The following is a 26,002-nucleotide window of genomic DNA, read 5'->3' on the forward strand; positions in this document are numbered from 1 at the left end:
GTTGCGCCGGTGCCACCGCCACCCATCCCATCACGGTAGCCCAGTTTCACTCGGGCCACACTTTGTTATCCAGTACTTAGCTCGCATCCACTATCAATTCGATTACCTTTGTTGGCAGTAATAGCGCAATTCCCGGAGTTAATGTGACGATACGTAGCTCTCGACCCGAGAACGGGAACGGAACGTTAATCGTCGGTCGCCGGCGCGGCCCGCCGGTCGGTCCGCGGGCCGTCCAGTTCCACGTCGGGGAGCAGGTCCCGGAGGTAGCGTCCGGTGTGCGACTCCTCGTCGCGCGCCACCGCCTCGGGGGTGCCTGCCGCGACGACCTCTCCGCCGTTCTCGCCGCCCTCGGGGCCGAGGTCGACGACGTGGTCGGCGTTCTTCACCAGGTCGAGCTCGTGCTCGATGACCACGACCGAGTTGCCCTGGTCGGTGAGCCGCTGGAGCACCTCGATGAGCTTGCGCTCGTCGGCCTTGTGGAGCCCGGTGGTGGGCTCGTCGAGCAGGTAGAGCGTGTCGCCGGTGTCCTTCTTGCCCAGCTCCTCGGCGAGTTTGACCCGCTGGGCCTCCCCGCCCGAGAGGGTGGTCGAGGGCTGGCCGAGGTTCATGTAGTCGAGGCCGACGTCCTTCAGCAGGCCGAGCCGCCGGGCGATGCGCTGGTCGTGCTCGAAGAATTCGTAGGCCTCCTCGACCGACATCTCGAGCACGTCCGCGATGGTCTTGTCCTTGTAAGTCACGTCGAGGGTCTCGTCGTTGTACCGGGCGCCGTCGCACTCCTCGCAGGGGACGTACACGTCCGAGAGGAAGTTCATCTCGATCTTGACCGTGCCCTGGCCGCCGCACTCCTCGCACCGGCCGCCCTTGACGTTGAACGAGAACCGGCCCTTCTCGTAGCCGCGCTGCTTGGCCAGCTTCGTCTCGGCGAACAGCTCCCGGATGTAGTCGAACACGCCGGTGTAGGTCGCGGGGTTCGACCGCGGGGTCCGGCCGATGGGCGACTGGTCGATGAGCCGGACCTTCTCGACGTTGTCGATGCCCTCGATGGCGTCGTGGTCGCCGGGGTCGACGCTGGTGTTGTTGTTCATCTCTCGGGCCAGTCCCTTGTAGAGGATGTCGTGCATCAGGGTCGACTTCCCCGAGCCCGAGACGCCCGTGATGGCCGTGAACTGCCCGACCGGGATGTCGACGTCGAGGTCCTTGAGGTTGTGCTGGCGCGCCCCCTCGACCGTGATGCTCGCGTCGGAGTTGCGGCGGTCGTCGGGCACGGGTATCTCCTTGCGCCCCGCGAGGTAGTCGCCGGTGATCGACTCCTCGCACGCCTCGATCTCCTCGGTGGTGCCCTGGGCGACGACCTCGCCGCCGCGCTTGCCCGGGCCGGGCCCCATGTCGATGACGTTGTCGGCCTGCCGCATCGTCTCCTCGTCGTGTTCGACGACGAGCAGGGTGTTGCCCAGGTCGCGGAGCTCCTTGAGCGTGTTGAGCAGCCGGTCGTTGTCGCGCTGGTGGAGCCCGATGGAGGGCTCGTCGAGCACGTAGAGCACGCCGACGAGCCCGGAGCCGATCTGGGTCGCCAGCCGGATGCGCTGGCTCTCGCCGCCAGAGAGCGTCGAGGCCTCCCGGTCCAGCGTCAGGTACTCCAGCCCGACCTCCTCCATGAAGCCCAGGCGGGCCCGGATCTCCTTCAAGATCTCCTCGGCGATCTTGGTCTCGCGCTCGTCGAGCTTCGCCTCCAGCCCCTCGAAGTGCTCCAGGGCGTCGCCGATGGACAGCTCGTTGACCGCGGTGATCGAGGTGCCGTCGACGTACACCGACCGGCTCTGCTCGTTGAGCCGGGTCCCCTCGCACTCGGGGCACTCGGTGACCGCCATGTACTCCTCGATGTGGTCGCGGGTGCTGTCGGAGTCGGTCTCGACGTACCGGCGCTCGAGGTTGGGGACGACCCCCTCGAAGCGCTCGTCCTTCTCGCGGGTACCGTTCTTCGTGGTCCACTCGAAGTGGACCGTCTCGTCGGTCCCCCAGACGAAGGCGTCCTGCACGTCCTCGGGTAAGTCCTCGAACGGGGTGTCGAGGCTCACGCCGAAGTGCTCGGCCACGTTGTCGAGCTGGCGCCGGTAGTAGGTCCGGTTGTAGCTCCAGGGCTCGAACACGTGCTTGAGCGGCTTCTCGGGGTCCTGGACCACGAGGTCCTCGTCGACCTCCTTGGTCTCGCCGATGCCTTCACACTCCGGGCACGCGCCGTGCGGGCTGTTGAACGAGAAGCTCCGGGTCTCGATCTCCCGGAAGTCGATGCCGCAGTGGGTGCAGGCGAGGTCCTCGGAGAACTCGACGACGAGGCGGTCGTCCGCGTCTTCGCTCTCGCCGTCGTCGGCGAGGTCGCCCGTGGAGCGGGCGGTGGCGCCGCCGAGGTCCGCGGCGGCCCCCTCCGGCGGGTCGGGCAGGATGACCTTCAGCACCCCGTCGGCCTCCTCCAGGGCCGTCTCGACGCTGTCGGTGATTCGGCTTCGGGCCTCGGGGGAGACTTTCACCCGGTCGACGATCACGTCGACGTCGTGGTCGTAGTTCTTGTCGAGGTCGGGCCGATTCGTGGTGAGGTCAAACTCCTCGCCGTCGACCTCGACCCGGCCGTACCCCTCCGAGACCAGGTCGTCGAACAGGTCCTCGAACGCGCCCTTCTGGTCGCGGACCACGGGCGCCGCGACCTTCGCCCGGGTGCCCTCGGGGAGTTCGAGCACGCGCCGGACCATGTTCTGGGCGCTCTGCTCGCCCACCTCGCGACCGCACTCGGGGCAGTGGGGGGTGCCGATGCGGGCGTACAGCAGCCGGAAGTAGTCGTGGAGCTCCGTGACGGTCCCGACCGTCGACCGGGGGTTGTTGGCGGCGTTCTTCTGGTCGATGGAGATGGCCGGCGAGAGCCCCTCCACGTTCTCGACCTGGGGCTTGTCCATCTGGCCCAGGAAGTTGCGGGCGTACGCCGACAGGCTCTCGATGTACCGGCGCTGGCCCTCGGCGTACACCGTCTCGAACGCCAGCGACGACTTCCCCGACCCCGACAGCCCCGTCACCACGTTGAACTGCTCGCGCGGGATGGAGATGTCGAGGTCCTTGAGGTTGTGTTCCTCCGCCCCCTTGACGTCGATGTACTCCTTGCTCATCGTTTCCGTGTGCGAAGAGAATGCTCGTCAGCGTACTGTGCCGTCTCGTTCATCAAGAGGAGACAGGGATTCAGGCCACTTAACGCAACTGAATGGCCGGCCGGGGCGGCAGCGGGCGTCGGCCTGCGACCCCGACTCCGGCGGTGTTCTCGCGGTCGAATCCCTCAGTCGTCCTCGCTCTCGTCGAGGCGGACGGTGCGCTTCCGCACGGCGTCGCACGACGGACACGCGTGCGTGTAGACGACCTCCGCGCCGCTGGTCCGAGCCTCCCACTCGCCCGCCTCGTCCTCGTGGCCGCACTCGGGGCAGACGAGGTCCTCGTGGTCCATGTGGGAGGTCATCGTGTCGAAGGGGGTCGACCCCACGTCGTCCAGGTCGGACATACGACGACCGATGCGCCCCGATCTGATAAAAGCTCCGACAAACGCTTTCGATACAGAAGTAAAAAAGCATCTCGTTTTCGGAAACTGAATACCGTGGGTTCGGAGCACGGTCATCCCCGCCAAATCCGAGACCGACCGCAAAGGCCGGGCTTTTATCGCCGCCACGTGTAGACGCGCGCATGAGCTACCGCGTCGACGAGATCGACAAGCGCATCCTCTACCATCTGGCCGCCGACGCCCGGAACACGACGGCGCCGACCATCGCCGAGGAGGTCGACGTGACGCCGGCCACCATCCGCCACCGCATCCGCCAGCTCGAGGACGAGGGCATCATCGAGGGGTACCACGCCGACGTCGACTACGAGCGGACCGACGGCCGCATCGTCAACCAGTTCACGTGCACCGTCCCGGTCGGGGACCGCCAGCGGCTGGCCCAGGAGGCGCTCGGGGTCTCGGGCGTCGTCAACGTCCGGAAGCTGATGGCCGGCCGGGAGAACCTGGTGGTCACGGGGGTCGGAACCGACACCGACGACATCAGCCGCATCGCCCGGGAGCTCTCGAATCTGGGCCTCGAACTCGAACGAGAGGACATCGTCCAGGACGAAATCTTCCACCCGTACCACCCCTTCAGCCCGGACGACGACCCCGGCCGGCAGTCGCTCGCCGACGTCCAGAGCCTGACCGGCGGCGCGGAGGTCATCGAGTTCACCGTCCCCGCCGACGCCGAGATAACCGGCCTGACCCTGGAGGACGCCAACGAGTCGGGCATCATCGACGACGAGTCGCTCGTCGTCAGCATCGAGCGCGGCGACGCGGTGCTCTCCCCGAAGGGCGACACCGTCGTCGAGGCCGGCGACGTGGTCACGCTGTTCGCCCCCGAGTCGGTCCCCGACGAGACGGTCGCGGCGTTCGAGGCCCGGTCGACCGAGTGACCGGCGTCGGGGTCGCTCACGGTCGAGTGGACGTCCTCGGCGCCGCTGCCGGCCGACAAGCCGCCTTTACGCCGCAGACCGTCACGTGATTTTTTCATCGGGGTCGGCGTAGCGGTCGGGCATGGACGCCGAGAAGTCGTTCGCGCTCGCCCTGCTCGTCGTCGCCGTCTACGTCTCGCTGCTGGTCGTCCGGCCCTTCTTCACCTACGTCGCGCTCGCGGTCCTGCTGGCCTACGCGCTGTTCCCCCTCCAGCGGCGCCTCGCGCCCAGGATCGGCCCGCGCAAGTCGGCGGTCGTCCTCATGGTCGGAGCGACCGTCCTGTTCGTCCTGCCGTTCGTCCTGATGCTTCGAGTCGTCGTCCAGCAGGCGCTCACGGTGGTCGAGCAGGTCCAGTCGGGCGAGATAGACGTGGGGTTCCTGGAGGAGTTCGTCGCGAGCGACCTCGGGCGGGACCTGGCGAGCGCGGTTCGGTCGGGTGCCGGCCGGGTGCTCTCGGAGTCGGTCAACGTGGTCGGCGGGGCCTCGACCGCCGCGGTCGGGCTCACCATCCTCGGCTTCGCGCTCTACTACCTGCTGGTCGGCGGCGACGACGTCGTGAGCTGGTTCCGCGACGTGACGCCGCTCCCGGCCGACGTGCAGGACGTACTCCTCGCGGACCTCGACCGGCTCACCTACGCGGTGCTCATCACGCAGGGGGTCATCGCGGTCGTCCAGGCGGTGTTGACCGGCGCCGCCCTCCTGGTCCTGGGATTCTCGAACGTGCTGTTCTGGACGGTGTTCGCGGTCGTGCTCGGCCTGCTCCCGTTCGTCGGCTCGATGTTCATCTGGATTCCGGCGGCGGTCTACCTGCTTGCCGTCGGCAGCCCGTTCCGAGGCGTCGGCCTGCTGGTCTACGGCTTCGGCGTGGTCAACCTGACCGACAACTACCTCCGGCCGGTGCTGGGCGGCCGGAGCGCCGACCTCAACCCCGCCATCCTCGTCGTCGGCATCTTCGGCGGCCTGGCGGTGTTCGGCTTCACGGGCATCTTCGTCGGCCCCATCGTCCTCGGGTTCACGAAGACCATCGTCGGCGTCGTCGCCCGGGAGTACGCCTGACCCGCCGGTCACTCCGGGGCGGCGACCCGTCCGCCGTGGCGTTCGTCTCGCGGGATGCCAGGAGGTATTTAACCGCCGGCGCGGAAATCGGTGCCATGGTCTCCGACATCGCCGGTCTCGACCTGACTGACAGCGAGTACACGGTGGTCCAGTCGCCCATCCGCAACAAGTACAAGGCCTACGACGCCGCCGGCGACCTCGTCCTCCGGGGCAAGCAGAAGCTGTTCAAGCTCAAGGAGGAGTTCCCGTTCGTCGACGCGGACGGGAACCCGGCGTTCACCGTGAAGGCCGGCGGCGTCTTCGACTTCGCGGGCGACTACGCGCTGGTCGACGACCGGACCGGCGAGACCGTGGTCGTGCTCGACCGCGAGTTCACCTTCGTGGTGGACAAGTGGACCCTGCGAGACCCGGACACCGGGGACCCCGTCGCCGAGATCACCTCCAAGAGCAGACTGGTCTCGCTGCTGCGCCACCTCAGCGAGATCTTCGGGCTCATCCCCCACGAGTACGAGATCACCGCCCCGGACGGCCGCCACGTCGGAACCATCGATGGCCGGTTCTCGCTCAAGGACACGTACGACGTGACCATCGACGACGACGGCGGCATCCCCAAGGAAGCAGTGGTCGCGGCCGCGATGGTGGTCGACGCCATCGAGGGGAACTGAGTCGAACGCAGTGAGACGAAGGTCGGAGGACGCGGTTTGTCCACCGGAACCGAGCCGAGTCCTCCGTCCCGAGAAACCGCGGCAATTCTGGAGACTCTCCCGTCCCTTTGCGGTGAATTAAGTGGAGGGCATCGTAACGACGCGGTATGCGTAGTTACACCATCACCGAGGTCTGGGACATCCCGATTCGGATCAACACGTCGCTGCTGATTTTTCTCCCGATTCTCGCCTGGCTGATCGGTAGCGGCCAGCAGATCGAACTCTACGCCGGACTCATCGAAGGGCTAACCGGCGTCGGTTTCGACCTCGAGCGCCTCCGGGCCGGCTTCACGCCGTGGCTCATCGGCGTCGCCGCGGCGCTCGGCCTGTTCGCGAGCGTGACGCTGCACGAGCTGGGACACTCCTGGGCCGCGCTCAGGTACGGCATCGAGATCGATTCGATCACGCTCTGGATTCTGGGCGGCATCGCGTCGCTGAAGACCCTTCCGAAGGAGTGGGACCGCGAGTTCTGGATCGCCATCGCCGGACCGGCGTCGAGCGTCCTCGTCGCGGCGGTCTGCTGGACGGGAACCCTACTCCTTCCGGGTTCGCTTCAGGTGTCCCGGTTCGTCGTCGGCTGGCTCGCCATCACGAACCTCACGCTGGCCGCGTTCAATCTGCTCCCGGCGTTCCCGATGGACGGCGGCCGGGTCCTCCGCGCGCTGCTCGCTCGCTCGCGGCCGTACGGCACCGCCACCCGGATCGCCGCCCGCGTCGGCGTCCTGTTCGCGTTCCTGTTCGCCATCGTCGGGGTGCTCAACTTCCAGATCATCATGCTGCTGCTCGCGCTGTTCATCTACGGGGCCGCGACCACCGAGTCCCGGACCGTGCTCCTCGACGAACTGCTCGAAGGGTTCACCGTCGGGGACGTCATGACGCGGGATCCGGCGACGGTTCCGGGGACGACCACCATCGACGAGTTCGGCGACCTGATGCTCCGCGACCGCCAGACAGCCCACCTGGTCACGGACGACGACGGCGCCGTCGTGGGCGTCGTGACGCTCGCCGACCTGCGGACTGTCGGACGCGAGGAGTGGGATACGGCGCGAATCGGGGACATCGTCCAGGAGGTCCCGCGCGTCGAATCGACCGCCGACGCCTTCGACACGCTGGCGATGCTAACCCAGTCCGGCTCCTCGACCGCGCTGGTCGAGTCGAACGGCGATACCGTCGGGGTCCTCTCGGAGTCCGACTACGCCCACGCCCTGACGATCCGGCGCGGGTACTGACGAGTCCGTAAACGGGGCCGACGGTCAGTACTTCGGAATCCGGGCCGACCGGTCGCTCCCCTCCACGAACGGCAGGTCGGCGAGCTCCGCGGGAACCTCCTCGCCGCCGACTCGGACCGACAGGTCGGCGTCCGGGTCCTCGCCGACGTCGAAGTCCACCGCGGCGAAGGCGATGGGCGCCTCCACGCTCGGGCTCTCCGCGGCGCGAGTCACCTCGCCGACCGCCTCGTCGCCCCGGAACACGGCGGCGCCCGCGTCGGGCACCGCCTCGGGCCGGAGCCCGACGAGTCGCTGGCTCGGCTGGCCGCGGTTCTCCACGCGGGAGACCACCTCCTGGCCCACGAAACACCCCTTGTCGAAGTCCACCGCGTTCCGGAGGCCGACGACGTTCGGGATCCGCCCCGCCAGCTCGGTCTCGAACAGCGGCGTCCCCGCCTCGAGGGTCAGCGACTCCCAGGTCCGGCGGCCGAACGGCGCGGCGTTCAGCCCCTGCGTGAGCAGCGTGTCGAAGACGAGCTCGGCGTTCGCCCGCTCCTCGCCGGTCTCGTTGACCGTCGTGCCGGTGGCGCAGACCACCTCGTACCCCTCCTCGCCGGTCGGCGCGTCGGTCCGGACCACCGTGACGCCGACCTCCGCCATCCGACCGCGGACGAACGAGAGGTGGCCCTCCGGCGAGGACGCGCCGTTGAGCACGCTGGCGATCTTCTCGGTCGCCTTCGGGCCGTGGACGCCGAACACCGCGAAGTCGTCGCTCGCGACGTCGATCTCGACGTCCTGGATGAACACCTTCTCGCGCCACTCCTCGGCCAGCGGCGCGGCCTCGCCCGGCGGGACGAACAGCAGGAGCTGCTCGCCCGCGTTGTAGACGTACATGTCGAGCTCCACGCCGCCCTGGGGGTCGAGCAGCAGCGCGTACACTCCCTCTCCGTCCTCGCCGGGGACGTCGTTCGAGACCACGTTGTCGACGTACTCGACCCGGTCGTCGCCCCGGACGACCACCACCCCGTACGGCATCTCGGTCACGCCGACCACCCGCCGGACCGCCCCGTGGGCGCGCCCCGGCCGGCCGTAGTCGGCGGGGACGCGCCGGTCGCCTACCTCCGTCCACTCCGCCCCGAGGTCGGTCTGCTGGCCCTCGATGACAGTCATTACTACGGACTTGGGCCCGGGCCGGGATTAAACGGTCGGAATCGGCGAGGCGGGCGGCGGCGCTCGGGGTTCCGAGCGGTCGTCCGGCGGTTTCGGCGGTTTCGACGCCCCCCGGCGCGCGGGCGGCGGCCGCCGAGGTCCGCGACTTACAGCGGCAGACGGTCGATGACCTTGTCCACGAACGACTGCTCGTCGACCTCCTCGTCCGGGTCCGGAATCACCCGGTCGTCGGGGCGGATCAGCGTCCGTCGGTCGCGCTTCTCGGCGGCGATGAGGTCGTCCTCCTTGAGGTTGGCCAGGGCGGTCTCCAGCTCGTCGATGTCGCTGTCGACGTGGGAGCGAATCTCGAAGACGGTCATGCCCTCGTCGTTCCGGTCGACGAGGGCGTCGAGCACCGCGACTTCGACCGCGTCCCGGTCGCGGTACTCCCGCTTTGCCTTCATAGGTGGCAGTAACACCGGCGGGCTTTTACCTTTATCTGAAAATGGAATCGGGCCGAAAGCCGAGGGTATAAAGCCGCGAAACGCCACACGCTACTGTATGGAAGTCAAGTCCCGCCACCACCTCCGGAGCGACGAGGTGGGCGACATCGAGGACCGGCTCGCCGACCGGCTCGGGGTCGAACTCGACGCCGACGCCTACGAGCTCGTGGAACTGGAGGACTCGGCGTTCGACCTCGTGCTGGTCGACGGCGACCCCGCGGTGCTCTACTACGAGGACGAGCCGTTCCTCACGGTCCGCGGCGCGAACCAGTACCCGCCCCAGAACCGCGTCGTCACCGTCGACGCCGGCGCGGTGTCGTTCGTCAGCGACGGCGCGGACGTGATGCGGCCCGGCATCGTCGAGGCCGACGCCGACATCGGGGCGGGCGACCTGGTGGCCATCGCCGAGGAGTCCCACGGCAAAGTGCTGGCGGTCGGCCGGGCGAAGACCGACGGCGACGACATGGTCGGCTCCGAGGGGAAGGTCGTCGAGTCGGTCCACCACGTCGGCGACGACCTCTACGAGTTCAATATTTAACAACGACCTTTTCCAGCGGGCGCGCCGGAAAACAAACCGCGTCTTCCGAGCCTTGGCTCGCTTTGCTCCTGATGCTACCCGCTCCGCCACACCCACCAGCCGAGCGCGGCGATACCGGCGCCCAGCAGCACGCCCGGGCCGACCGGAACCACCGCCTCGTCCGGGACGACGCCTCCGACCGCCAGCGACAGCGAGGCGAACAGGCCGGCCGGAAGCGCGAACGCCAGCAGCGCCGCCCCCGCGCGGGGCGGGACCTCGTCCCAGAGCAGCCCCGCACCGAACCCGACCGCGCCGACGAGCGCGAGGAAGTACGACCACACCGAGATGGTCCACCCGATGAGGAACCCCCCGCCGACGTAGGCCGTCGACCCCGCGAGCGTACCGAGCAGCCCCGCGAAGAACGCGACGAACCCCGCGGTCGTCCCGGCGCCCCACGACGCCTGGGTCCGGGCGTAGTGGCCCGCGACCCCGACCGCCGCCAGCGCGAGCGCGAGGGGCAGGACGGCGTCGAGGGCGCCGTAGCCGAGCACCGACGCCCCGCGGTCGGCCGCGAACGTCAGCACCGCTCGCGCCGCCCACGCGAGTCCGCCCGCGACGCCAGCGACCCCGGTCGCGCGGAGGCGCCGCCCCGGCTCGCCCGGCGACATGGCGCTACTCGCCGGTCGCGCCGGCGGTCTCGTCCTCGCCGCTGTCCGAACTCCCCGTCCCGTCCCCGTCGTCGGCCGCGTCCAGTTCGTCGTCCTCGTAGGCCTCCTCGTAGCGCTCGACCGCCGCCTCGAACCCCTCCCGGGCGAGTTCGTAGGTCTCGCGCAGGTCCGCGACCGGGGTCTCGGTCGCGTCGACCCGGAGGTCGTCGTAGTACGGCTCCATCTCCCGGTCCTCGGTCCGCTCCACGAGGAGCGCCGCGCTCTGGACCCTGAGGTCCTCGCGCTTGTCGCCGCCTTCGGCGTGGCCGGCTTCGAGGGCGTCGATGAGTCGCTCGGCGAGCGGCGCGTCGGCTTCGTCGTCCGGGCCGGGCGCGCGCTCCTCGTAGGCGTCGGCGGTCGCCTCGACCACGGACTCGCCGGTCAGCAGGTTGCCGGCGACGGTGAAGTTCCCGCGCTCGACGTGGCCGTACCAGCCCTTGCACTCCGCGCCCGAGAAGGCGAAGGTGCCGTCGGCGTCGACCCCGTGGAGCTGGCGCTGGGTCGCCCCGTCGTCGGCGTTGAGCAGCGCCTCCAGGGCGTCATCGACCGCCAGTCCGTCGTCGAGGTACTCGACGCCCTTCCGGCCGAGGTCGACGTTGACCAGGCTCTGCGTGGCCACCGCGCCGTTCTCGCTGGCGAACGGGCAGAGCGTGCCGACCGCCGGCAGCCGGGTCGTGACCGCGACGCCGAACCGGGTCTGCTCGTCGCCGTCTCGCGGCTCCGCCGCTCGACTGTCCGAGGCGGCCGCCTCGCTTCCTTCGTCGACGTACTCCTCGCGGACGCAGATGCTGAATGTCACGACTCGAACGACGACCCCGCGGGCCAAAAAACTCGGTCTGCCGGCAGGTCGCCGGCGGTAATCCGTGGCCCCGGCGGCCGTCGCGAGCCCCCTCGGGCGACCCGCAGGTCCGCCGCGGTCGGGAACCTTGCACGGCCGTCTGACGTAAGAACTATACCGTCTCGACCGGCCCATGTGCCTATGGGCTTCATGAGCAAGATCCTCGGGGACCGGGACGCACACACGGCCGAGGACTACGTGGAACTCAACCTCGACGACTTCGACACGGCGTCGGGCGACGCCGCGATGCAGGTCCACATCGCCGAGATTCAGGGCCAGCAGGACGTCATCGCCATCAAGGACGCCATCTACGACGGCGACCTCGTGGTCGCGGACATCACCCGGCTCCGGACCGAGGACACCACGGTCGAGCGCATCACCAACGAACTCCAGCAGGTCGCCCGCGAGGTCGACGGCGACATCGTCCAGAAGGGCGACGACCAGATCCTGGTCACCCCGACCGGCGTGAAGGTCAGCCGCGAGAAGCTCTCGCGCTGACCCCGACTTCTCCTCTATCTCAGCGCGCGCTCGACGCTGCTCGCCACGCTCCTCGCTCGCTCGGCGAGGTCGGGCGCGACGTCTCCGGTTTCCACGGCGTCGTCGAGTTCGTCGTCGTCGACGCGCTCGACCCCGCCGTCCGGGAACTTCACCACGTCGACGTGGAGGTCGACGTACCGGGCGGCGCCGGGGAACAGCTCGACCGGCGTGCAGACGTTGACGTAGGTCCCCTTGCTCGCGCCGTCCTCGCTCCGGTAGACCGTGGGGTACCACCACCGGCCCTCCCGGAACTTCGTGACTGCGACGTCGCCGCGCTCGCGGTCGGTCCCGAGCGCGTCGTAGGTGCCCCGCCCCGACATCTCGCGGCGGACCGTCACCTTCCCCGATTCGGGGTCGCACTCGGTGACCTCCCCGCGGCCGAGCGAGAAGCACCGGCCGTCGGGCTTGCCGTGGGCGATCTCGACGCGGTCGCCCTCGCTCGGCCCGAACTGCCGGAGCGCCGCCCCGGTGGGGAAGTCGTCGTCCGCAGTACCGAGCCCTTCAGTTTCCGCCCACAGGTCCTCGACGAAGTCCACCGCCGCGCTGGCCGACTCCCGGGCGGCCTTCACGCGGTGGTGGCCCGGCATCGTCGTCGTGACGGTCCGGCGGTCGGCGTCCAGTCCGAACCGCGACTCCCGGCCGAACCAGCACCACGTCGTCGCCTCGGGCGCGACCAGTCGACGGGGCAGGTCGCCCCGGTCGGCGTCCGCGGGGGAGCCGGGCGCCTCCGCGAGCGCGTCGTCGACCGCCTCGGCACGGTCGCCCGCCCGGCCGAGCGCGTCGTCCATCGCGTCCATGCTCGCGTCCTCGGCGGCGTACTCCCAGCGGACGCCCCAGCCGTCGGGCACCTCGGTCGGGAGCATCTCGGTCGTCCGGGCGAGCTCTGTCCGGGTCGCCTCGTCGCCCGCCGCGACCACCCGGTCGACGCCGGTCGAGAGGCTGGCGACCCCGCCGAACACCTGCACCTCGGTGCCGAGGACCGGCCGGTGGTCGGCCCACGGCGGAGCGGGGTCGTGGACCTGGACCCGGACGCGGTCGCCCTCGTCGACGCGGCGGTCGACCCTCCCGAACGAGAGGTACCCCTCGCGGACGCCGAGGTCGACGACCGCGCCGCCGCCGAGGGTGTCGGTCACCGCCGCGTCGAAGACCGCGCCGCGCGGGGCCGGGTCCGGCCACCGGAATGCGTCGACGCCGACCGCGGCGAGGTCGTCGGCGACGGCCTCCACGGCGTCGGGGGTCCCCGAGACGCCGTCGGACTCGCTTCGCTCGCCCGACGAGCCTCCGGTCGCACCGCTCCCGGAGACGCCGACGCCCTGCCGGTCGTCGGTGGTCTCGACCGTGACGTCGTACTCGACGGCGTCGAAGTCGGCGTCGAACCGCCGCCGGATGGGCGGCGAGGCCTGGACGACGTCGAAGTCTTCGCGGAGGCGCTCGGTCAGTGCGGTCGTGTAGATGCCGCGAACGCGAACACGGGCGCGGCTCATAGCTCCTCGTGGTCGGCGGCGAACCGAACCCGGTCGTGGATTGTCGGGCCGAGCGTCAGTTCGACCACCTCGTCGCTCAGCACCCGGCCGCCCTCGACGTAGACGCCCCACGAGTCGAACCGGAGCCAGCCCCGGACGTCCTCGCTGTGGGTGAACAGGTCGGCGTACTCGACGGCGTGCTCGGGGTACTCGTCGGCGCTGTGGGTCAGGTCCATGTCGGAGTACACCGTCTCGCGGTCCTCGAAGAACGATTCCAGTTCGTCGGCCGCGCGCTCCGCGTCGGCGGCCGCGGCGTCCGCGGCCTCCCGGAGCGTCTCCTCGGGGACGCCCGCCTCGCGGAGCGCCCGGCGGATGCGGGGGTCGAGGCTCATACCGGACGGTCGGGCGGCGTTCCCTTCGGTGTAGCGGTTCGGGCGAGAAGAGACGTGGTCGTCGATTGGTACCGGGGGTCGTCGGATGACGGGGTCGTCGGATGACGGGGTCGTCGGGCGACGGGCGTCCGTCGGTCAGTTCCAGGTCGTGCGGCGTTCGGTCGCTCAGTCGTCGGCCGGCACGGTACCGGTCCAGTTGGCGTCAGTGGCGGCGCTGGTCGGCCCCAGGTCGGGCGTCCCGCGCTCCTCGTCCGCGGTCTCCTCGGCTCGCTCGTCCTCCGCGTTCTCGTCCCCGCTCGGCGGGGCTGTGTACATGAGTCCTCGGCTCTCGCTGCGGTACGTCGTCATACCGAAAGCTGAGTCCCGTTCTCCATGATAAGCGTTCCCCTGTCCATCCTAATGGTGTATTATCACAACTAAGGGCTCTTAGGTCCGTCGGGAGCCAGATAATTGGTACTGGGATTCCTACCCCCGGTCGATGGCACGTGACCGCGACCCGATAGAAGAAGGCGCGACCGACTCGGCGGACCTCTACGACGTCGCGACCTGGGAGCCCCGGAGCTGGCTCGACCGACTGTCAGGCGGCGTCTACCGCGGCACGCGGCGGCTGGGCCACGCCGTCGTGATCCTCCTCGCGCTGGCCATCCTCGTCGCGCAGTTCGCGCTGACCGGCCTGGCGGCCGTCAGCGATCCGGTCATCGGCGCGTTCGTCCTGCTGTCGGTCGTGCCCGCGTTCGGGCTCGCGGCGTACATCTGGTACGCCGACGTGACCACGTCCGAACCGCTCGTGCTGCTCGTCGGGACCTTCCTGCTCGGCGTCCTGTTCGCCGGCTTCGCCGCCATCATCAACACCGTCGCGGCGGCGGTCACGCTCGTCCCGGTCGTGGGGATGGCGCTGTTCTTCTACGTCGTGGTCGCGCCGGTCGAAGAGACCGTGAAGTGGCTCGCGATCCGGCTCTACGCCTTCCGGAGCGACCGGTTCGACGCGGTCATCGACGGCGCGGTGTACGGCGCGATGGCGGGCCTGGGCTTCGCCACCATCGAGAACGCCATCTACATCACCCAGGGCATCGCCGACGTCGGCACCGTCGGCCAGCAGCAGATCGCGTCGGCGGGTCAGACCGCCGCGGTCCGACTGCTCGCCGGCCCGGGTCACGTCATCTACTCGGCGTTCGCGGGCTACTACCTCGGTCTCGCCAAGTTCAACCGCGAGAACGCCGGCCCCATCGTGGTCAAGGGGCTGCTCATCGCGGCGTTCATCCACGCGACCTACAACACGCTGGTCACCTATCTCGACCCGATCCTGTCGCTGCTGGGGGTCGCGGTCGCGCCGGGCGTGGCGTTCATCGGCTTCGTGCTGGTGTACGACGGGGTCTTCGGCTACCTGCTCTACCGGAAGATCGCCCGCTACCGCGACGCCTACCGCCAGGTCAACATGAACGAGAGCGTCTCCTTCGAGGAGAGTCGCGTCGGCCGCGACCGCGCCGACTTCGAGGAGTCGACCGACGGCATCGGCGACTACGAGTCAGCCGAGTCGTCCGCCGAGCGCCGACGCGCCGAGGGTCCCTACGCCGACGACGACCGGTCCGAGTAACACCGACGGGTCGCGTCCGAATTCTCACGCCAGCGGGTCGCCACCGGCGACCCGGTCGGCCAGCCACCACCCGACCGCGCCCGAGAGCCCGCCGAACGCGCCGAACGACACGGGCAGGACGACGCCGACGCCGGCCACCGCCGCGTCGAACGCGGCGACCGCGACGACCCGCTGGACGTCGTAGGCCGCCAGCGTGACGCACAGCGCGCCGCCGAGCCCGCAGGCCAGCGCGCCGTGGCGGAGCCCGTCGAGCAGGCCGTCGGCCGTTCGATAGCCGACCGTCACGCCGATGGTCGCGACCGCGAGCGCGGTCAGCGCCGCGCCGTCGACCCGGAGCGGGTCGGCGACGAGGTGGACCAGGCCGAACCGGACGAACACCGCGGCCGATCCGAGCGCGACCGCGAGCCGGTCGGCGTTCGAGAGGCCGGTCTCGCACCCGCGCCAGCGACCGAACGGCGCGGCCGTCCGCCGGCGCTCGACCGCCCGGTCGAAGGCGACGACGACCAGGCCCACCAGCCCGGTGCCGAGCAGCCCCGCGCCGGCCGTCGTCGGCGTCGGCTGGGCGCCGGGGGCGAGCGCCGCGGCGCCGACGGCGACGCCGCCGGCGACGACCAGTCCGACGAGGAGTCCCGCGATTCGCATCGGGTTCCGGTTTCGATGCTTCGGTAAAAAAGGCTCGTCAGACTCGTTTCGGAAATCGGAGGGGTCGGCGGGTTCCGGCCGTCACCGTTCGGGCGCTTCCAGAACCTCCGCCGTCGTCGCGTCGTCGGACTCGACCCCCGCGTCGTCGAGCAGTCGCTCGGCGTACTTCGCGATGACGTCGACCTCGAGGTGGACCGGGTCGCCGACCGACTTCACCGAGAGGTTGGTCACCGCCCTGGTCTCGGGGATGATGGCGACCGTGAAGGTGTCCTCGCCGCGCTCGGCCACCGTGAGGCTGATGCCGTCGACCGCGACCGACCCCTTGTCGACGACGTACTTGCCGTACCCCTCGGGGATCGCGAACTCGTACTCCCAGCCGCCTCGCGGCTCGCTTCGCTCACCGCTCGGCTCCTCCGAGGCGGCGCGCGCCTCGCCATCCTCTCCTACTTCGCGCACGTCCGCGACCTCTGCGGTGGCGTCGACGTGGCCCTGCACGACGTGGCCGTCGAACCGGCCGTCGGCGGGCATGGCGCGCTCGAGGTTCACCGGGTCGCCCGGTTCGACGTCGCCGAGGTAGGTCTTCGCGACCGTCTCGCTCGCGAGGAACACCTCGAACCAGTCGGGTCCGTGGTCCTCGACCGTGAGACAGACGCCGCTGACGCTGACGCTCTGGCCGCGGTCGAGGTCGCCCGTCACCTCGTCGCCCGCCACGCGGAGCCGCCGCCCGTCGTCTGCCGCGGTGACGTCGGCGACTTCGCCGGCCTCCTCAACGATTCCGGTAAACATACCAGATTTGTGGTGACGGTCGAGTGAAAAGGGTTGCGGAGTCGACCGTCGGCGGGCGAGCGTCCGTTCGGACGCGGGAGCGTTTTCGCTCCTCTCGTCGCGTCGGTCCGCTCGGGACGTACCCGCGAGGTTTTTGCCCGCTCGCTCGGAACCGACGGGTGATGAAGGGCATCATCGGCACGCTCCAGCTGGCGGCGACGCTGGTCTTCGCGCTCCCGCTCGGCCTGCTCGGCGTCCGGCTCCTGCTCGACGGCCAGCGCCTGCTGGGCGGCCTCTTCGTGGCCGTGGCGGTCGCGATGGTCGCGCTGGAGGAGTACCTGACCACGCCGACCGACGTTCCGGCCGCCGTCGCCGAGAAGACGGTGAGCAAGGTCGTCGAGACGCCCGACGACGAGGAGTGATCTCGCGGTCCGACCGGCCTCTCGACACTAACCGTCCGGGCGCTCCCGGACCTGGATCCGCGGGCTCGGCCCCTGGGACGCGAACTCCTCGATCTCGCCGTCGTCGCGGAGCCGCTTGATGCGGTCCCGGACCTCCTGTTCGTCCAGGTCCGCGACTATCTTGGCCACTCGGGCGACCTTCTGTTCCGGGACGCCCTCGTCGGTGACCGCCTCCTGCACCTGGCCCTCGGGCTCGGTGACGTCCGTCTGGAGTGTCTCGATGATGTCTTTGACGTCGTCGGTCCCCCCGAGGCGCTCGTGCCACTCCGGCGGGTAGTTGCTGATGCGGCCGTCCCCGACCTCGTAGAGGCGCTTGCCGGATTCCCAGTCGTCGCTGTCGGTGAGCCGGTCGTCGAGCGCGGATTCGTCCACGTCGAAGTACGCCGCGTCGGCGTACGCCGCGATGGTCTCCCGGTCGACGCCCGGGACGCCGGGCTCGTGGTAGGTCTCGATGAGCCGGACGAACTCGTCTAACCGGAGCGTCTCCTGATGTTCCTCGAGCTCCGCGACGACCTCCTCTTTCAGTTCGGTCATGCGCGGCACTAGCGGACAGGGCGCAAAAAGGCGACTGGCTGCACCACCGGCGAGGGGCGGGGACGGGCTACGCGTCGGGGTCGGTCGCGTCCGCGGCGCCGCCGTCGGTCGCCGCGGGCTTGGGCTCGAACTCGGTGGCGTCGAAGCCGGTCCCGACTTCGTCGTCGTAGTCGCCGACCTCGAACTGGTCGACAAGCGACTGGAGGTTCCGGGCCGACTCCGAGACCTCCTGGACGTTGCGCGAGACGTCGTTTATCGCGGCGGTCTGCTCCTCGGTCGCCGACGACACGCTCGACGCCTCGGCCGCGGTCTCCTCGCTCACGCTCGACACCTCGTCGACCATCGAGACGACCTCCTCGGTCGAGACCGCCTGGTCCTCGGTCGCGGCCGAGATCTCCTCGACGCCGTGCTCGGCGTCCTCGATGACGTCGGCGATGTCGTCGAACTGCTCGATGGCGCCCTCGATGGTCTCCGAGCCGGTCTCGACCCGCTCCTGCATCGACTGCATGTCCCCGACCGTGTCGCCGACGTGGTCCTGGATGTCGTCGATGAGCTCCTCGACCTCGTCGGTGGCGTCGCCCGCCTCGCTCGCCAGGGTCTTGATCTCGTCGGCGACCACCGCGAACCCCTCGCCGGCCTCGCCTGCGCGGGCCGCCTCGATGGAGGCGTTCAGGGCGAGCAGGTTGGTCTGCTCGGCGATGTCGGTGATGAGCCCGACGATCTCGTTGATGGCCTCGATGCGGTCGCCCAGGTCCTCGACCTGCTCGACCGCGGTGTCGGCCTCCGACTCGATGGCGCCGATCTCCTCGATGGCGTCGCCGGCGCGGTCCCGGCCGCGGTCGGCCATCTCGGCCGCCTCGTTGGCGGTCTGGACCACGCCGTCGGCCGACGAGGCGATCTCCTCGACGGTCGCCGAGAGGTCGTTCATCTCGCTGGCGGCCTCCTGGAGCTGCTCGGTCTGGCGCTCGGCGCCGTGGGCGATCTCCTCGACCGACTCGGCGGTCGCCTGGCTCGCGGCCTCGATCTCCTCGGCGCTGGTGGCGGTCTCGTCGCTCACCTCGGCGAACCGGTCGGCCAGTCCCTTGACCTCCGCGAGGCTCCGCTCGACCTCGCTCAGCCCGGCGTCGAGGTCGGCCATCACCGCGCCGTACTGGCCGGGCAGGTCGGTCTCGACGTCCTGGTCTAAGTTCCCCTCGCGGAGCTGTTCGCTGGCGTCCCGAATCTGGTCGAAGCTGGCGCCGAGCTGCTCGACGCCCGACTCGAGATCCGCGAGCACCGCCCCGTACTCGCCGGGGAGGTCGGTGTCGACGTCCTGGTCGAGTTCGCCCCGCTTGATCTGTTGGCTGGTCTGGCGTATCTCGCCGAACCCGGTCCGGAGCCGCGCCATGCCGTCGTCGATGTCGGTCATGATGGCGCCGAACTCGCCGGGGAGGTCGGTGTCGACGTCCCGGTCCAGGTTCCCCTCGCCGAGGTTCTCGCTGACGCTCCGGAGCTCGGCGACCTGCCGCCGGAGGTTCGCCTGCATCTCGGCGAACGCGTCGGCGAGCTCGTTTATCTCGTCGTTGGGCGAGGAGACGTCGACCTCCTCGTCGAACCGGCCCTCGGCCAGCGCGGTCGCCCGGTCGCGGACCTGCTCGATGGGCCGTGAGAAGTACTGGGCCAGCTTGTACCCCAGCCCCACGACGACCACCACGACGAGCCCGACCAGCCCGAGGACGAGGTTGCGCGCCGACGTCGTGCGCTCGCTCACCTCGCTCCCCAGCGCGGCCGCCGGCCCGGTCACGTCCTGCTCGGGCACCGTGGCCAGCAGCGCGAACCGCTGGTCGCCGAACCGGAGCGGCGCGTACCCCACGTAGTAGCGGTGCTCGGCGCCGCCTTCGGTCCGCGCGTACGTGTCGAGACCGGACTTGCCCGCGAGGATGCGATCCCGGGCGATGCCGGCCAGCGACCCCCACGTCGCCTCGTTCGCGATGTTGGCCTCGGCGTCGACGAGCGACCGGTTCGGGTGGCTGAGTATCCGACCGTCCCCGTCCACGACCGACAGGTGGCCGCTGTCACCGACCGTGACGTCGTTGGTCAGCCGCGAGAGGATGGAGAAGTTGAACCGGAGCGCGACTGTGCCCGCGTACGCCCCGTCGTGGTACACCGGGGTCGAGACGTACATCCGCAGCGCGCCGTCGACCTCCCGGACGTCGCTGACGTGGACCCAGCCCCGCTCGAGCGTGTCTGTCGCCCGGTACCACTCGGTGTCGGCGTACGAGGTGCCCTCGACCGACTCGGTGACGACCTGCTCGCCGTCGGTCCGCGACGCGTGCAGGACGCCCTGCCCGCTGTCGTCGGTCAGGATGATCTCGTCGTAGGCCGGCCGGTCGACGCCGTCGACCGTGATGGCGCGGTTCTTCATGTAGCTCCGGAACGACTCGTTGATTCCCTCCCGGGCGTTCGCCACCGCGGCGGTCTGGAGCTCGTAGTAGTAGACGCTGGGCGCCAGCACCCAGTCGAACCGCTCGTAGTAGGTGTACGCGATGAACTTCTGTTCGAGCGGGTTGCCCTCCTGGGTGGTGTCCTCCCACTCGTAGGTGGCGATGCCCCAGTCAGAGCCGTTCCTGATGGCCGCCTCGGACTCGACGTTCGACTCGATCTCGTCGAACACGGTCAGCGAGGCGTCCTCCTTCAGGTTGAACCCGTCAGCGAGGCTGTGGTGCGAGACGATGTTCGAGTCCCTGTCGGTGATGTACGCGTAGCCGGTGTCCCCGATGTACCCCGGCTGGAACATCTCCGAGACGGTGCCGTCGGACTCGGTCCCGTTGCCGGCCGTCCCGACGAGGATGCGCTCGACCCGGCGCTCGACCTGCTCGCGTTCGGTCGCCGAGAGCTCATTCCAGCTCCGGCCGTCGTAGCGCTCCTCGAGCACCGTCCGCGTGGTCGTCTCGATGGTGTCGTGCATCTGGAGCGCCGTGTGGCCGACCCGGCGCTCGCTCTGCTCGCGGAACAGCTCCATCTGGCCCGCGCTCGCCGCCTCGTAGTTCTGGACCGGCCTGGAGTCGGCGAGCGACCGCGCGTCGATGCGCCGCACGTTGAGCAGGTTCTGGAACTCCTCCTGCCTGGCCGCGACGCTGTTGTTGAGTTCGCCCGTGACCTGGCGCTCCATGTGCTCGGTGCTCTTGTCCTGGGCGTACGACCCGACGGACTCCATGTTCTGCAGGCCCGCCATTCCGACCGCCGCGACGGGCACCAGCGAGATTATCAGGAACACCACGATGAGGTTCGTCCGTATCTTCATCGGCCGCTCCCTCTGCCCGCCGTCGTTCGTTCGTTCTCGGCGACACGTGTCTTCCTACCGAAGGACGCTTCGACCGCAGACAAGGTGTCAGCAACCGAGTAACAACTCCCTTTGTTATCCAATCTCATCTCTCTCATCACCCGTAATGAAAAATTACGTTATATAAATCTTGGTACGCGTTTGTTACCTGTGATAATCCCGCGGTTAATTTCTCAAAACTTCTATCGGGGAACTACGAAAAACGGGCTCGTCGACCGAACACGTGCGGCCGGACCGGGCGACGAGAAAGGGAGCTACGCCGTCGTCACTGCGGGGTCGCGCCCGAGACCTCGGCCAGCGCGTCCTCGATGTCCTTCTCGTTGCGCTCGTTGTACAGCAGCACGTCGATGGGCAGGGTCGGCGCCCCGCCGACGAGGTTCTCCATGATGACCAGTCGCTCGCGGGCCCGGGACATCCCGACGTAGAACACCCGCCGCTCGTTGTCGGTCAGCACCGGGACCGGGTCGGTCGTCGACGTGAACTCCTCGCCGTCCACCATCCCGTCCATCGTGGCGGCCATCTGCTCGACCACCTTCTCGGTCAGGTCGGTGGCGACGAACACGTGGTCGGCCTCGCGACCCTTCGCCGAGTGGATGGTGCCCAGGCGGACGCGGTCGGCCTCCATCCCCTGGTAGTCGCCCTGGAAGTACGCCCGCATCGAGTTCTTCTGGAAGCTGGTGACCTTCCGGACCATGTCGCCCGCCGACGCCGGGCCGGGCATGAACGGCGCGAAGTCGGTCACGAAGTCGGGCTCGACCTCGATCTCGGCCAGGTCGTCGGTGTCGGCCGCCTCCTTGCGCTCGTCGATGGCGTCGAACAGCTCGTCGCGCTCGTTGGTGCCGAACGCCGAGTCCTGGAGCATGTCGGCGAGCCGGCGGGCCTGGAGCCCCGTGATGGGCTCGTCCTCGTCGACCTTCTCGACGGCCTCGACGTACTGCTGGAGCCGGTCGGTCCACATCCGCTGGTCGGTCAGGCACTGGAACGGGATGCCCTCGTCGATGAACTCGTCGATGAACCGGAACATCTGGTAGCGCGCCCGGAACAGGATCATCAGCGTCCCCTCGTCGCTCTGGACGGTGTGGCGGACGTTGCGCACCAGGTCGAGCATCGACGGGGAGTCGACCTGCTCGACCGTGCCGCCCTCCTTGCGGGGCGAGAGGTTCTTCTCCTGGCGCTCCTCGATGTGGCGGACCTCCTGCTGGACCACCTGGAGGATCTCGGAGGGGAGGCGGTAGGAGGTGTCGAGGATGACGTCGTCGCCGCTCTCCTCGAGCAGGAGTTTGGGGTCGGCGCCCTGCCAGGCGTAGACGACCTGGTCGTCGTCGCCCGCGATGAGCACCTTCTCCATGTGGGGCTTCCACTCCTCGTAGACGTCGTACTGGAGGCTGGTGATGTCCTGGAACTCGTCGATGACGAGGTAGTCGACGTTGGGGAGCAGCGAGCGCTGCTTGACCCGCTCGAGCATGTCCGCGAAGCCCACGAGGTCGTTCTCGCCCTTGTAGTTGCGCCACCCGCGGATGGCCTCGGGGACGTCGATCCGGTCGTCGTCGCTGGGCCAGGTCGGGGTGTACTTGTTGCCCTCCTGGGCGTTGGGGTCGATGTCCGGCGGCAGCCGGACCTCCTCGTCGTTCCACTGGAACGGGACGTCGTACCAGTCGGCGACGTCGCGGCGGGTGCGCTGGAGCCACTGGCTGGTGGCGATGATCTTGTTGCCGATCGTGGTCGAGCGGGCGGTCCGGCGGCCCGCACCGCTGTACTCGTCCTCGAACTCGATGCCGAAGTCCTCGCAGAACTCCTTCTTGTCGGACTCGCCGACCACGTCGTTGCGCGAGAGGTCGAGCAGCTCGTAGGCCTTCGCGTGCATGGTGCAGACGGTCCCCTGGAGCGAGCGGGGGTTGAGGTCGCGGCGCTCGGCCAGGCGCTCGCGGACCTCGTTTGCGGCCGCGCGGGTGTACGAGACCAGCAGGATGTCGTTGACCCCGACGCCCTCCGTGTCGAGGATCTCCTCGACGCGGTCGAGCAGCTCCGTCGTCTTCCCGCTCCCGGGGCCACCGAAGAGACGGGTAACGCGTTCTTCCGAGTCTTGGCTCATTACGCCAATCCCATGGCCCCATCACTCATAAAACGATGTGAATCGAATCGAGCGCCGCGATCCGGGACCGCTCGGTTTCCGGAACACGCGGTACAGGCGGAGAACGGGGCTGCTCGACCGACTACGAGGTGTTTCGCGGCGACCGTGCCTCGCGGACTTCGCTTCCGTCTCGGATCTTGTCCTCGCATTCCGGGCACACTCGTGGGTTGTCCACCTCTCGCGGCGTGAACACTCGCGCGTAGGCGTCCGTCACGAACGACCCGCAGTTCTGGCACTCAGGCATTTCTCTCGTGCTACTACGGAAATCTTACAATATATTTCTATCGACACTGACTCGAACCTCTCTAGGCGCGGACTAACGACCGCACGCCGGAGACTAACGGTTCTACGTCGTTAGATTCGAAAGGTGAAAATTACCGGACGATGGTATTACGTGTCGAACCGCCCCGTAGGGCGGACAATCTGGTCGCGGTCTCAGGGACCATCACGGCGGACGCGATCCTGTCGCTGTTCGAGGCGATCCCCGGGGTCAGGTCGCGGTCGTCGACTCGCCGGCAGATACCGCGTCCCCCGTTCACGACGGCGTGCCCTCCTGCTTCGGACGCGGGACGGCTACGCGGGTGTCGTCGCGGGCGCCGTACTCACGCGGGCGCGGTGTTCAGTCGGTCGGCACGGAACTGACCACTGCGCCGCAGCCGCCCGGGTCACCCCAGCAGTCGCATCGCGATGCCGGCCGCGATGGTGAGCACGCCGAGGATGGTCGCTATCGGCGGAATCGGGACGAACAGTAACACGACCCCGGCGAGGATGACGAGCGTCGAGAATCGGACCATGGGTCCGGTACTGCGTCGAGTCGGAAACGCCTTGCTACGGGCTGCATCGGGTCGCCCCGCGGAAAAATGAGCCGTCCGTTCGGGAATGAGTCGTCGGTTCGGGACCGTCGCCGGGCGGTCGCGAGACGGGCGGCCGCGCCTACGGTCGCCAGCCGCAGACCGAGCACTCGCTCGCGGACGTGTCGTGGAGTCCGCCGCACTCGGGACACTGCTTCTTGTTATAGTCCTGCTGCCAGCCGACCGTCTCGGTTTCGTGGCCGCGCTCGGACAGGAATTCGTCGAAAACGTCGTCGTCGCCGGTCGGTGCGGTCGCCATACATGGTATGCTAACGCACACCATCCTTATAACCGTGTTGGTGTAACAGTCCGGCTATAGAGCTATCGAAACGGCCGATTTCTCGTGTGGCGTGACCTGTCGCGCCGCGTAGGAGGTGCTTAACGCCGGGGTGATCGAACGGGGTGCCGGCGGAGAAGAGCGTCGCCGGTTCGCCGAGCGAGCGCTACTCGAACTTCACGCCGACGTCGTGGAGCCCCTCGTTCTCGCGGGCGAGGTTGATGAGCAGCGGCGTCAGGCTCTCGACCTCGGCGGCGTTGGCGGCTCCGCCGGCCTTCAGCGCCCGCAGGCCCTCGATCTGGTCGGCGAGCTGGACCACGGTCTCGACCGCATCCCCGTCGTCGCCGACCACGAGCGTGTCGAGGTCGAGCTCCACGTCGAGGTTGGCCAGCCGGTCGGCCGAGAGGTTGTGAAAGGCGCCGACTACCGGGATACCCTCGGGCGCAGTGTCCGCGACCAGTTCGGTGACGCTGCCGGCCTTCGGCGGCTTGTAGTGGAACCCCTCGTCGTCGCGGTCCATCCCGACCGCCGGGGTGACCAGCGCGTCGGCGTCGCCGATCCGGTCGGCGATGTCCTCGACCAGGTCCCGGACGTGGAACGCGGGCACCGCCAGCACCACCACGTCGGCCCGGTCGGCCGCCATCTCGTTGGCGAACCCCTTGACCTCGCGGTCGACGCCGACGCTGTCGAGTTCGGTCTCGTACTCGTCGGCCTTGTTGCGGGCCTTCTCCGGGTCGCGCGAGCCGACGAGGATCTCGTGGTCGGTGTCGCGTGCCCACCGGAGCGCGAGCGCCTGTCCGATGTCGCCGGTGCCGCCGAGGAGTGCGATTCGCATACCCCACAGTCGGGTCGGAGCCGGATTAAACGTTCCTCACTTCCGCTCGCTGCTCAGTCGAGGAAGGCCGTCGAGTCGGCGCTCCGGGCCGACAGTACGACGCTCTCGGCGTCGGCCCCGATGGTCCTGCTCGTCGACCCGTAGACGAGCCGACGCAACCGTCCGGTCGTGGGCGCGCCCACGACGGTGAGCTCGTAGTACCGGGACTGCTCGACGATGGCCTCGGTCGGGTCGTCGGCCTCCAGTACCCACGTCGTCGTGGTCTCCGGACGCCCGATGCGCCGGTACGCGGCCTCCGCGCACTCCTCGGCCTCCCGCCGTCGGGCCTCCCCGGCGTCCTCCTCGACGACGTGGAGCACGTCGACCCACGCGTCGTTGGCGGCCGCGATCTGCCGCGCGACGTCCGCGGCCAGTCCCGAGTGCGGGCCGCCGGCGACCGGAAGCAGTATCGACGGTACCTCGTCGTAGCCCCGCCGTCCGTTCACGGTGACGACGTCGCAGTCGACGTCGGCCGCGAGGCGCTCGGTCTCGCTCCGCCGGAGGCGGCCCCCCGTCGACTCGCCCGGCAGGACGACCGCGTCGACGTCGCCGTCGCGGATGTGGTCGCGAACCCGGGAGACCGGCCGCCGACCGACCAGGAGCTCCCGCTCGACGTCCGTCGCGTACGCCTCCGCCTCGGCCACGCCCCAGTCGAGGCGTTCGCGGTCGTCCGCCCCGACGAACCGGTGACTGAGCCCGAGCGGCGCCTGCGGCGGGATCCGGGCGGGGGCGACCACCCGGAGGGCGGCGCCGGTCGTCCGGGCCAGCGTCCCCGCGATTCGTAGCTGGTCGGCGAGCGCGGCGCGCGACCGGTCGAACAGCGGGACGAGGACGCGGTCCCGTTCGGAACTCTCCGCGGTCCGAGACGCGGCGTTCGAGGAGTCGCTCGGCTCTGCGAGGCCCACGGCGTCGACGGGCGAGAAGCTCATGCGATTCCGTTACTGCTTATCTATAATAAACCTTTGATGGG

Annotated in this window: 27 protein-coding genes; 8 read left to right on the forward strand and 19 right to left on the reverse strand. The window is 69.2% G+C overall.

The window, feature by feature from the left end; all coding sequences use genetic code 11:
• Nucleotides 1–185 precede the first annotated feature (185 nt).
• Both uvrA and DVR07_RS00225 read right to left on the reverse strand, forming a co-directional pair.
• On the reverse strand, nucleotides 186–3,152 hold the full coding sequence (gene uvrA, locus DVR07_RS00220; RefSeq protein ID WP_115794785.1) for an excinuclease ABC subunit UvrA: 2,967 nt from the start codon (nucleotides 3,150–3,152) through the stop codon (nucleotides 186–188).
• 164 nt (nucleotides 3,153–3,316) lie between these two features.
• A complete protein-coding gene (locus DVR07_RS00225) occupies nucleotides 3,317–3,535 on the reverse strand; it encodes an HVO_0649 family zinc finger protein (protein ID WP_115794786.1) in 219 nt (72 codons plus the stop codon).
• A 179-nt stretch (nucleotides 3,536–3,714) separates the two neighbouring features.
• Between DVR07_RS00225 and DVR07_RS00230 the strand changes: the two genes are divergently transcribed.
• The 4 genes from DVR07_RS00230 to DVR07_RS00245 all read left to right on the forward strand — a co-directional run bounded on the left by DVR07_RS00230 (nucleotide 3,715) and on the right by DVR07_RS00245 (nucleotide 7,496).
• Entirely contained in the window at nucleotides 3,715–4,467 is a 753-nt protein-coding gene (locus DVR07_RS00230; protein ID WP_115794787.1) for an Lrp/AsnC family transcriptional regulator, read from the forward strand.
• Nucleotides 4,468–4,588: 121 nt separating this feature from the next.
• A complete protein-coding gene (locus DVR07_RS00235) occupies nucleotides 4,589–5,563 on the forward strand; it encodes an AI-2E family transporter (RefSeq protein WP_115794788.1) in 975 nt (324 codons plus the stop codon).
• A 95-nt stretch (nucleotides 5,564–5,658) separates the two neighbouring features.
• Nucleotides 5,659–6,228, forward strand: a complete 570-nt coding sequence (locus tag DVR07_RS00240; protein WP_115794789.1) for an LURP-one-related/scramblase family protein — start codon at nucleotides 5,659–5,661, stop codon at nucleotides 6,226–6,228.
• A 146-nt stretch (nucleotides 6,229–6,374) separates the two neighbouring features.
• Nucleotides 6,375–7,496: a site-2 protease family protein gene (locus DVR07_RS00245; RefSeq protein WP_115794790.1), complete on the forward strand. Its 1,122-nt coding sequence runs from the start codon at nucleotides 6,375–6,377 to the stop codon at nucleotides 7,494–7,496.
• A 24-nt stretch (nucleotides 7,497–7,520) separates the two neighbouring features.
• On the opposite strand, the gene ygfZ is transcribed toward DVR07_RS00245, so the two are convergent.
• Nucleotides 7,521–8,645, reverse strand: a complete 1,125-nt coding sequence (ygfZ, locus tag DVR07_RS00250) for a CAF17-like 4Fe-4S cluster assembly/insertion protein YgfZ (protein WP_115794791.1) — start codon at nucleotides 8,643–8,645, stop codon at nucleotides 7,521–7,523.
• Between the two features lie 146 nt (nucleotides 8,646–8,791).
• Entirely contained in the window at nucleotides 8,792–9,088 is a 297-nt protein-coding gene (locus DVR07_RS00255) for a DUF6432 family protein (RefSeq protein WP_115794792.1), read from the reverse strand.
• Nucleotides 9,089–9,185: 97 nt separating this feature from the next.
• Here DVR07_RS00255 and DVR07_RS00260 point away from each other — a divergent pair, with 97 nt between their 5' ends.
• The gene (locus DVR07_RS00260; protein ID WP_115794793.1) at nucleotides 9,186–9,665 is read left to right on the forward strand and encodes an RNA-binding protein; all 480 of its coding nucleotides are present in this window, start codon (nucleotides 9,186–9,188) and stop codon (nucleotides 9,663–9,665) included.
• A gap of 74 nt (nucleotides 9,666–9,739) precedes the next feature.
• Here the strand turns inward: DVR07_RS00260 and DVR07_RS00265 are convergent, their stop codons facing one another.
• Together DVR07_RS00265 and DVR07_RS00270 are read right to left on the reverse strand one after the other, a co-directional pair.
• On the reverse strand, nucleotides 9,740–10,312 hold the full coding sequence (locus DVR07_RS00265) for a hypothetical protein (protein ID WP_115794794.1): 573 nt from the start codon (nucleotides 10,310–10,312) through the stop codon (nucleotides 9,740–9,742).
• A gap of 4 nt (nucleotides 10,313–10,316) precedes the next feature.
• The gene (locus DVR07_RS00270) at nucleotides 10,317–11,150 is read right to left on the reverse strand and encodes a DUF1028 domain-containing protein (protein WP_115794795.1); all 834 of its coding nucleotides are present in this window, start codon (nucleotides 11,148–11,150) and stop codon (nucleotides 10,317–10,319) included.
• A 180-nt stretch (nucleotides 11,151–11,330) separates the two neighbouring features.
• On the opposite strand from DVR07_RS00270, the gene DVR07_RS00275 reads away from it, so the two are divergent.
• The gene (locus tag DVR07_RS00275) at nucleotides 11,331–11,687 is read left to right on the forward strand and encodes a cell division protein SepF (protein WP_115794796.1); all 357 of its coding nucleotides are present in this window, start codon (nucleotides 11,331–11,333) and stop codon (nucleotides 11,685–11,687) included.
• Nucleotides 11,688–11,701: 14 nt separating this feature from the next.
• Here the strand turns inward: DVR07_RS00275 and DVR07_RS00280 are convergent, their stop codons facing one another.
• From DVR07_RS00280 to DVR07_RS00290, 3 genes are all read right to left on the reverse strand, one after another.
• The gene (locus DVR07_RS00280) at nucleotides 11,702–13,210 is read right to left on the reverse strand and encodes a DUF402 domain-containing protein (protein ID WP_115794797.1); all 1,509 of its coding nucleotides are present in this window, start codon (nucleotides 13,208–13,210) and stop codon (nucleotides 11,702–11,704) included.
• Nucleotides 13,207–13,581, reverse strand: coding sequence for a DUF7532 family protein (locus DVR07_RS00285; RefSeq protein WP_115794798.1), 375 nt, complete (start codon nucleotides 13,579–13,581; stop codon nucleotides 13,207–13,209). The genes DVR07_RS00280 and DVR07_RS00285 overlap by 4 nt, the downstream gene beginning before the upstream one ends.
• Before the next feature lie 165 nt (nucleotides 13,582–13,746).
• A complete protein-coding gene (locus DVR07_RS00290) occupies nucleotides 13,747–13,929 on the reverse strand; it encodes a hypothetical protein (protein ID WP_115794799.1) in 183 nt (60 codons plus the stop codon).
• A gap of 130 nt (nucleotides 13,930–14,059) precedes the next feature.
• Between DVR07_RS00290 and DVR07_RS00295 the strand changes: the two genes are divergently transcribed.
• Nucleotides 14,060–15,175, forward strand: a complete 1,116-nt coding sequence (locus DVR07_RS00295; protein ID WP_115794800.1) for a PrsW family intramembrane metalloprotease — start codon at nucleotides 14,060–14,062, stop codon at nucleotides 15,173–15,175.
• 24 nt (nucleotides 15,176–15,199) lie between these two features.
• Here DVR07_RS00295 and DVR07_RS00300 read toward each other — a convergent pair whose 3' ends face one another.
• Entirely contained in the window at nucleotides 15,200–15,817 is a 618-nt protein-coding gene (locus DVR07_RS00300) for a hypothetical protein (protein ID WP_115794801.1), read from the reverse strand.
• An 81-nt stretch (nucleotides 15,818–15,898) separates the two neighbouring features.
• Complete coding sequence (gene ribE, locus DVR07_RS00305; RefSeq protein ID WP_115794802.1) at nucleotides 15,899–16,603, reverse strand: riboflavin synthase; 705 nt, start codon at nucleotides 16,601–16,603, stop codon at nucleotides 15,899–15,901.
• A 161-nt stretch (nucleotides 16,604–16,764) separates the two neighbouring features.
• Here ribE and DVR07_RS00310 point away from each other — a divergent pair, with 161 nt between their 5' ends.
• Nucleotides 16,765–17,004: a DUF7533 family protein gene (locus DVR07_RS00310; protein WP_115794803.1), complete on the forward strand. Its 240-nt coding sequence runs from the start codon at nucleotides 16,765–16,767 to the stop codon at nucleotides 17,002–17,004.
• 27 nt (nucleotides 17,005–17,031) lie between these two features.
• Here DVR07_RS00310 and DVR07_RS00315 read toward each other — a convergent pair whose 3' ends face one another.
• From DVR07_RS00315 to DVR07_RS00340, 8 genes are all read right to left on the reverse strand, one after another.
• Nucleotides 17,032–17,577 carry a hypothetical protein gene (locus DVR07_RS00315; protein WP_115794804.1) on the reverse strand — a complete coding sequence of 182 codons (546 nt, stop codon included), beginning with the start codon at nucleotides 17,575–17,577 and terminating at the stop codon, nucleotides 17,032–17,034.
• A gap of 67 nt (nucleotides 17,578–17,644) precedes the next feature.
• On the reverse strand, nucleotides 17,645–20,860 hold the full coding sequence (locus DVR07_RS00320; protein WP_115794805.1) for a methyl-accepting chemotaxis protein: 3,216 nt from the start codon (nucleotides 20,858–20,860) through the stop codon (nucleotides 17,645–17,647).
• 304 nt (nucleotides 20,861–21,164) lie between these two features.
• The gene (locus tag DVR07_RS00325; RefSeq protein WP_115794806.1) at nucleotides 21,165–22,991 is read right to left on the reverse strand and encodes a UvrD-helicase domain-containing protein; all 1,827 of its coding nucleotides are present in this window, start codon (nucleotides 22,989–22,991) and stop codon (nucleotides 21,165–21,167) included.
• Nucleotides 22,992–23,112: 121 nt separating this feature from the next.
• Entirely contained in the window at nucleotides 23,113–23,274 is a 162-nt protein-coding gene (locus tag DVR07_RS22730) for a DUF7563 family protein (RefSeq protein WP_420028692.1), read from the reverse strand.
• Between the two features lie 421 nt (nucleotides 23,275–23,695).
• Nucleotides 23,696–23,824: a transporter gene (locus tag DVR07_RS00330; protein ID WP_115794807.1), complete on the reverse strand. Its 129-nt coding sequence runs from the start codon at nucleotides 23,822–23,824 to the stop codon at nucleotides 23,696–23,698.
• A gap of 139 nt (nucleotides 23,825–23,963) precedes the next feature.
• A complete protein-coding gene (locus DVR07_RS21905) occupies nucleotides 23,964–24,140 on the reverse strand; it encodes an HVO_0416 family zinc finger protein (RefSeq protein WP_165881714.1) in 177 nt (58 codons plus the stop codon).
• Between the two features lie 184 nt (nucleotides 24,141–24,324).
• Nucleotides 24,325–24,993: an NADPH-dependent F420 reductase gene (gene npdG / locus DVR07_RS00335; RefSeq protein WP_115794808.1), complete on the reverse strand. Its 669-nt coding sequence runs from the start codon at nucleotides 24,991–24,993 to the stop codon at nucleotides 24,325–24,327.
• Nucleotides 24,994–25,046: 53 nt separating this feature from the next.
• A complete protein-coding gene (locus DVR07_RS00340) occupies nucleotides 25,047–25,961 on the reverse strand; it encodes a universal stress protein (protein ID WP_115794809.1) in 915 nt (304 codons plus the stop codon).
• Nucleotides 25,962–26,002 lie beyond the last annotated feature (41 nt).

Source organism: Halorussus rarus (assembly GCF_003369835.1).
Taxonomy (GTDB): domain Archaea; phylum Halobacteriota; class Halobacteria; order Halobacteriales; family Haladaptataceae; genus Halorussus; species Halorussus rarus.

Excerpts from the sequence above, each read along its gene's own strand:
- uvrA (WP_115794785.1), bottom strand. The coding sequence starts at position 3,152 with ATGAGCAAGGAGTACATCGACGTCAAGGGGGCGGAGGAACACAACCTC.
- DVR07_RS00225 (WP_115794786.1), bottom strand. The coding sequence starts at position 3,535 with ATGTCCGACCTGGACGACGTGGGGTCGACCCCCTTCGACACGATGACC.
- DVR07_RS00230 (WP_115794787.1), top strand. The coding sequence starts at position 3,715 with ATGAGCTACCGCGTCGACGAGATCGACAAGCGCATCCTCTACCATCTG.
- DVR07_RS00235 (WP_115794788.1), top strand. The coding sequence starts at position 4,589 with ATGGACGCCGAGAAGTCGTTCGCGCTCGCCCTGCTCGTCGTCGCCGTC.
- DVR07_RS00240 (WP_115794789.1), top strand. The coding sequence starts at position 5,659 with ATGGTCTCCGACATCGCCGGTCTCGACCTGACTGACAGCGAGTACACG.
- DVR07_RS00245 (WP_115794790.1), top strand. The coding sequence starts at position 6,375 with ATGCGTAGTTACACCATCACCGAGGTCTGGGACATCCCGATTCGGATC.
- ygfZ (WP_115794791.1), bottom strand. The coding sequence starts at position 8,645 with ATGACTGTCATCGAGGGCCAGCAGACCGACCTCGGGGCGGAGTGGACG.
- DVR07_RS00255 (WP_115794792.1), bottom strand. The coding sequence starts at position 9,088 with ATGAAGGCAAAGCGGGAGTACCGCGACCGGGACGCGGTCGAAGTCGCG.
- DVR07_RS00260 (WP_115794793.1), top strand. The coding sequence starts at position 9,186 with ATGGAAGTCAAGTCCCGCCACCACCTCCGGAGCGACGAGGTGGGCGAC.
- DVR07_RS00265 (WP_115794794.1), bottom strand. The coding sequence starts at position 10,312 with ATGTCGCCGGGCGAGCCGGGGCGGCGCCTCCGCGCGACCGGGGTCGCT.
- DVR07_RS00275 (WP_115794796.1), top strand. The coding sequence starts at position 11,331 with ATGGGCTTCATGAGCAAGATCCTCGGGGACCGGGACGCACACACGGCC.
- DVR07_RS00280 (WP_115794797.1), bottom strand. The coding sequence starts at position 13,210 with ATGAGCCGCGCCCGTGTTCGCGTTCGCGGCATCTACACGACCGCACTG.
- DVR07_RS00285 (WP_115794798.1), bottom strand. The coding sequence starts at position 13,581 with ATGAGCCTCGACCCCCGCATCCGCCGGGCGCTCCGCGAGGCGGGCGTC.
- DVR07_RS00290 (WP_115794799.1), bottom strand. The coding sequence starts at position 13,929 with ATGACGACGTACCGCAGCGAGAGCCGAGGACTCATGTACACAGCCCCG.
- DVR07_RS00295 (WP_115794800.1), top strand. The coding sequence starts at position 14,060 with ATGGCACGTGACCGCGACCCGATAGAAGAAGGCGCGACCGACTCGGCG.
- DVR07_RS00300 (WP_115794801.1), bottom strand. The coding sequence starts at position 15,817 with ATGCGAATCGCGGGACTCCTCGTCGGACTGGTCGTCGCCGGCGGCGTC.
- ribE (WP_115794802.1), bottom strand. The coding sequence starts at position 16,603 with ATGTTTACCGGAATCGTTGAGGAGGCCGGCGAAGTCGCCGACGTCACC.
- DVR07_RS00310 (WP_115794803.1), top strand. The coding sequence starts at position 16,765 with ATGAAGGGCATCATCGGCACGCTCCAGCTGGCGGCGACGCTGGTCTTC.
- DVR07_RS00315 (WP_115794804.1), bottom strand. The coding sequence starts at position 17,577 with ATGACCGAACTGAAAGAGGAGGTCGTCGCGGAGCTCGAGGAACATCAG.
- DVR07_RS00320 (WP_115794805.1), bottom strand. The coding sequence starts at position 20,860 with ATGAAGATACGGACGAACCTCATCGTGGTGTTCCTGATAATCTCGCTG.
- DVR07_RS00325 (WP_115794806.1), bottom strand. The coding sequence starts at position 22,991 with ATGAGCCAAGACTCGGAAGAACGCGTTACCCGTCTCTTCGGTGGCCCC.
- DVR07_RS22730 (WP_420028692.1), bottom strand. The coding sequence starts at position 23,274 with ATGCCTGAGTGCCAGAACTGCGGGTCGTTCGTGACGGACGCCTACGCG.
- DVR07_RS00330 (WP_115794807.1), bottom strand. The coding sequence starts at position 23,824 with ATGGTCCGATTCTCGACGCTCGTCATCCTCGCCGGGGTCGTGTTACTG.
- DVR07_RS21905 (WP_165881714.1), bottom strand. The coding sequence starts at position 24,140 with ATGGCGACCGCACCGACCGGCGACGACGACGTTTTCGACGAATTCCTG.
- npdG (WP_115794808.1), bottom strand. The coding sequence starts at position 24,993 with ATGCGAATCGCACTCCTCGGCGGCACCGGCGACATCGGACAGGCGCTC.
- DVR07_RS00340 (WP_115794809.1), bottom strand. The coding sequence starts at position 25,961 with ATGAGCTTCTCGCCCGTCGACGCCGTGGGCCTCGCAGAGCCGAGCGAC.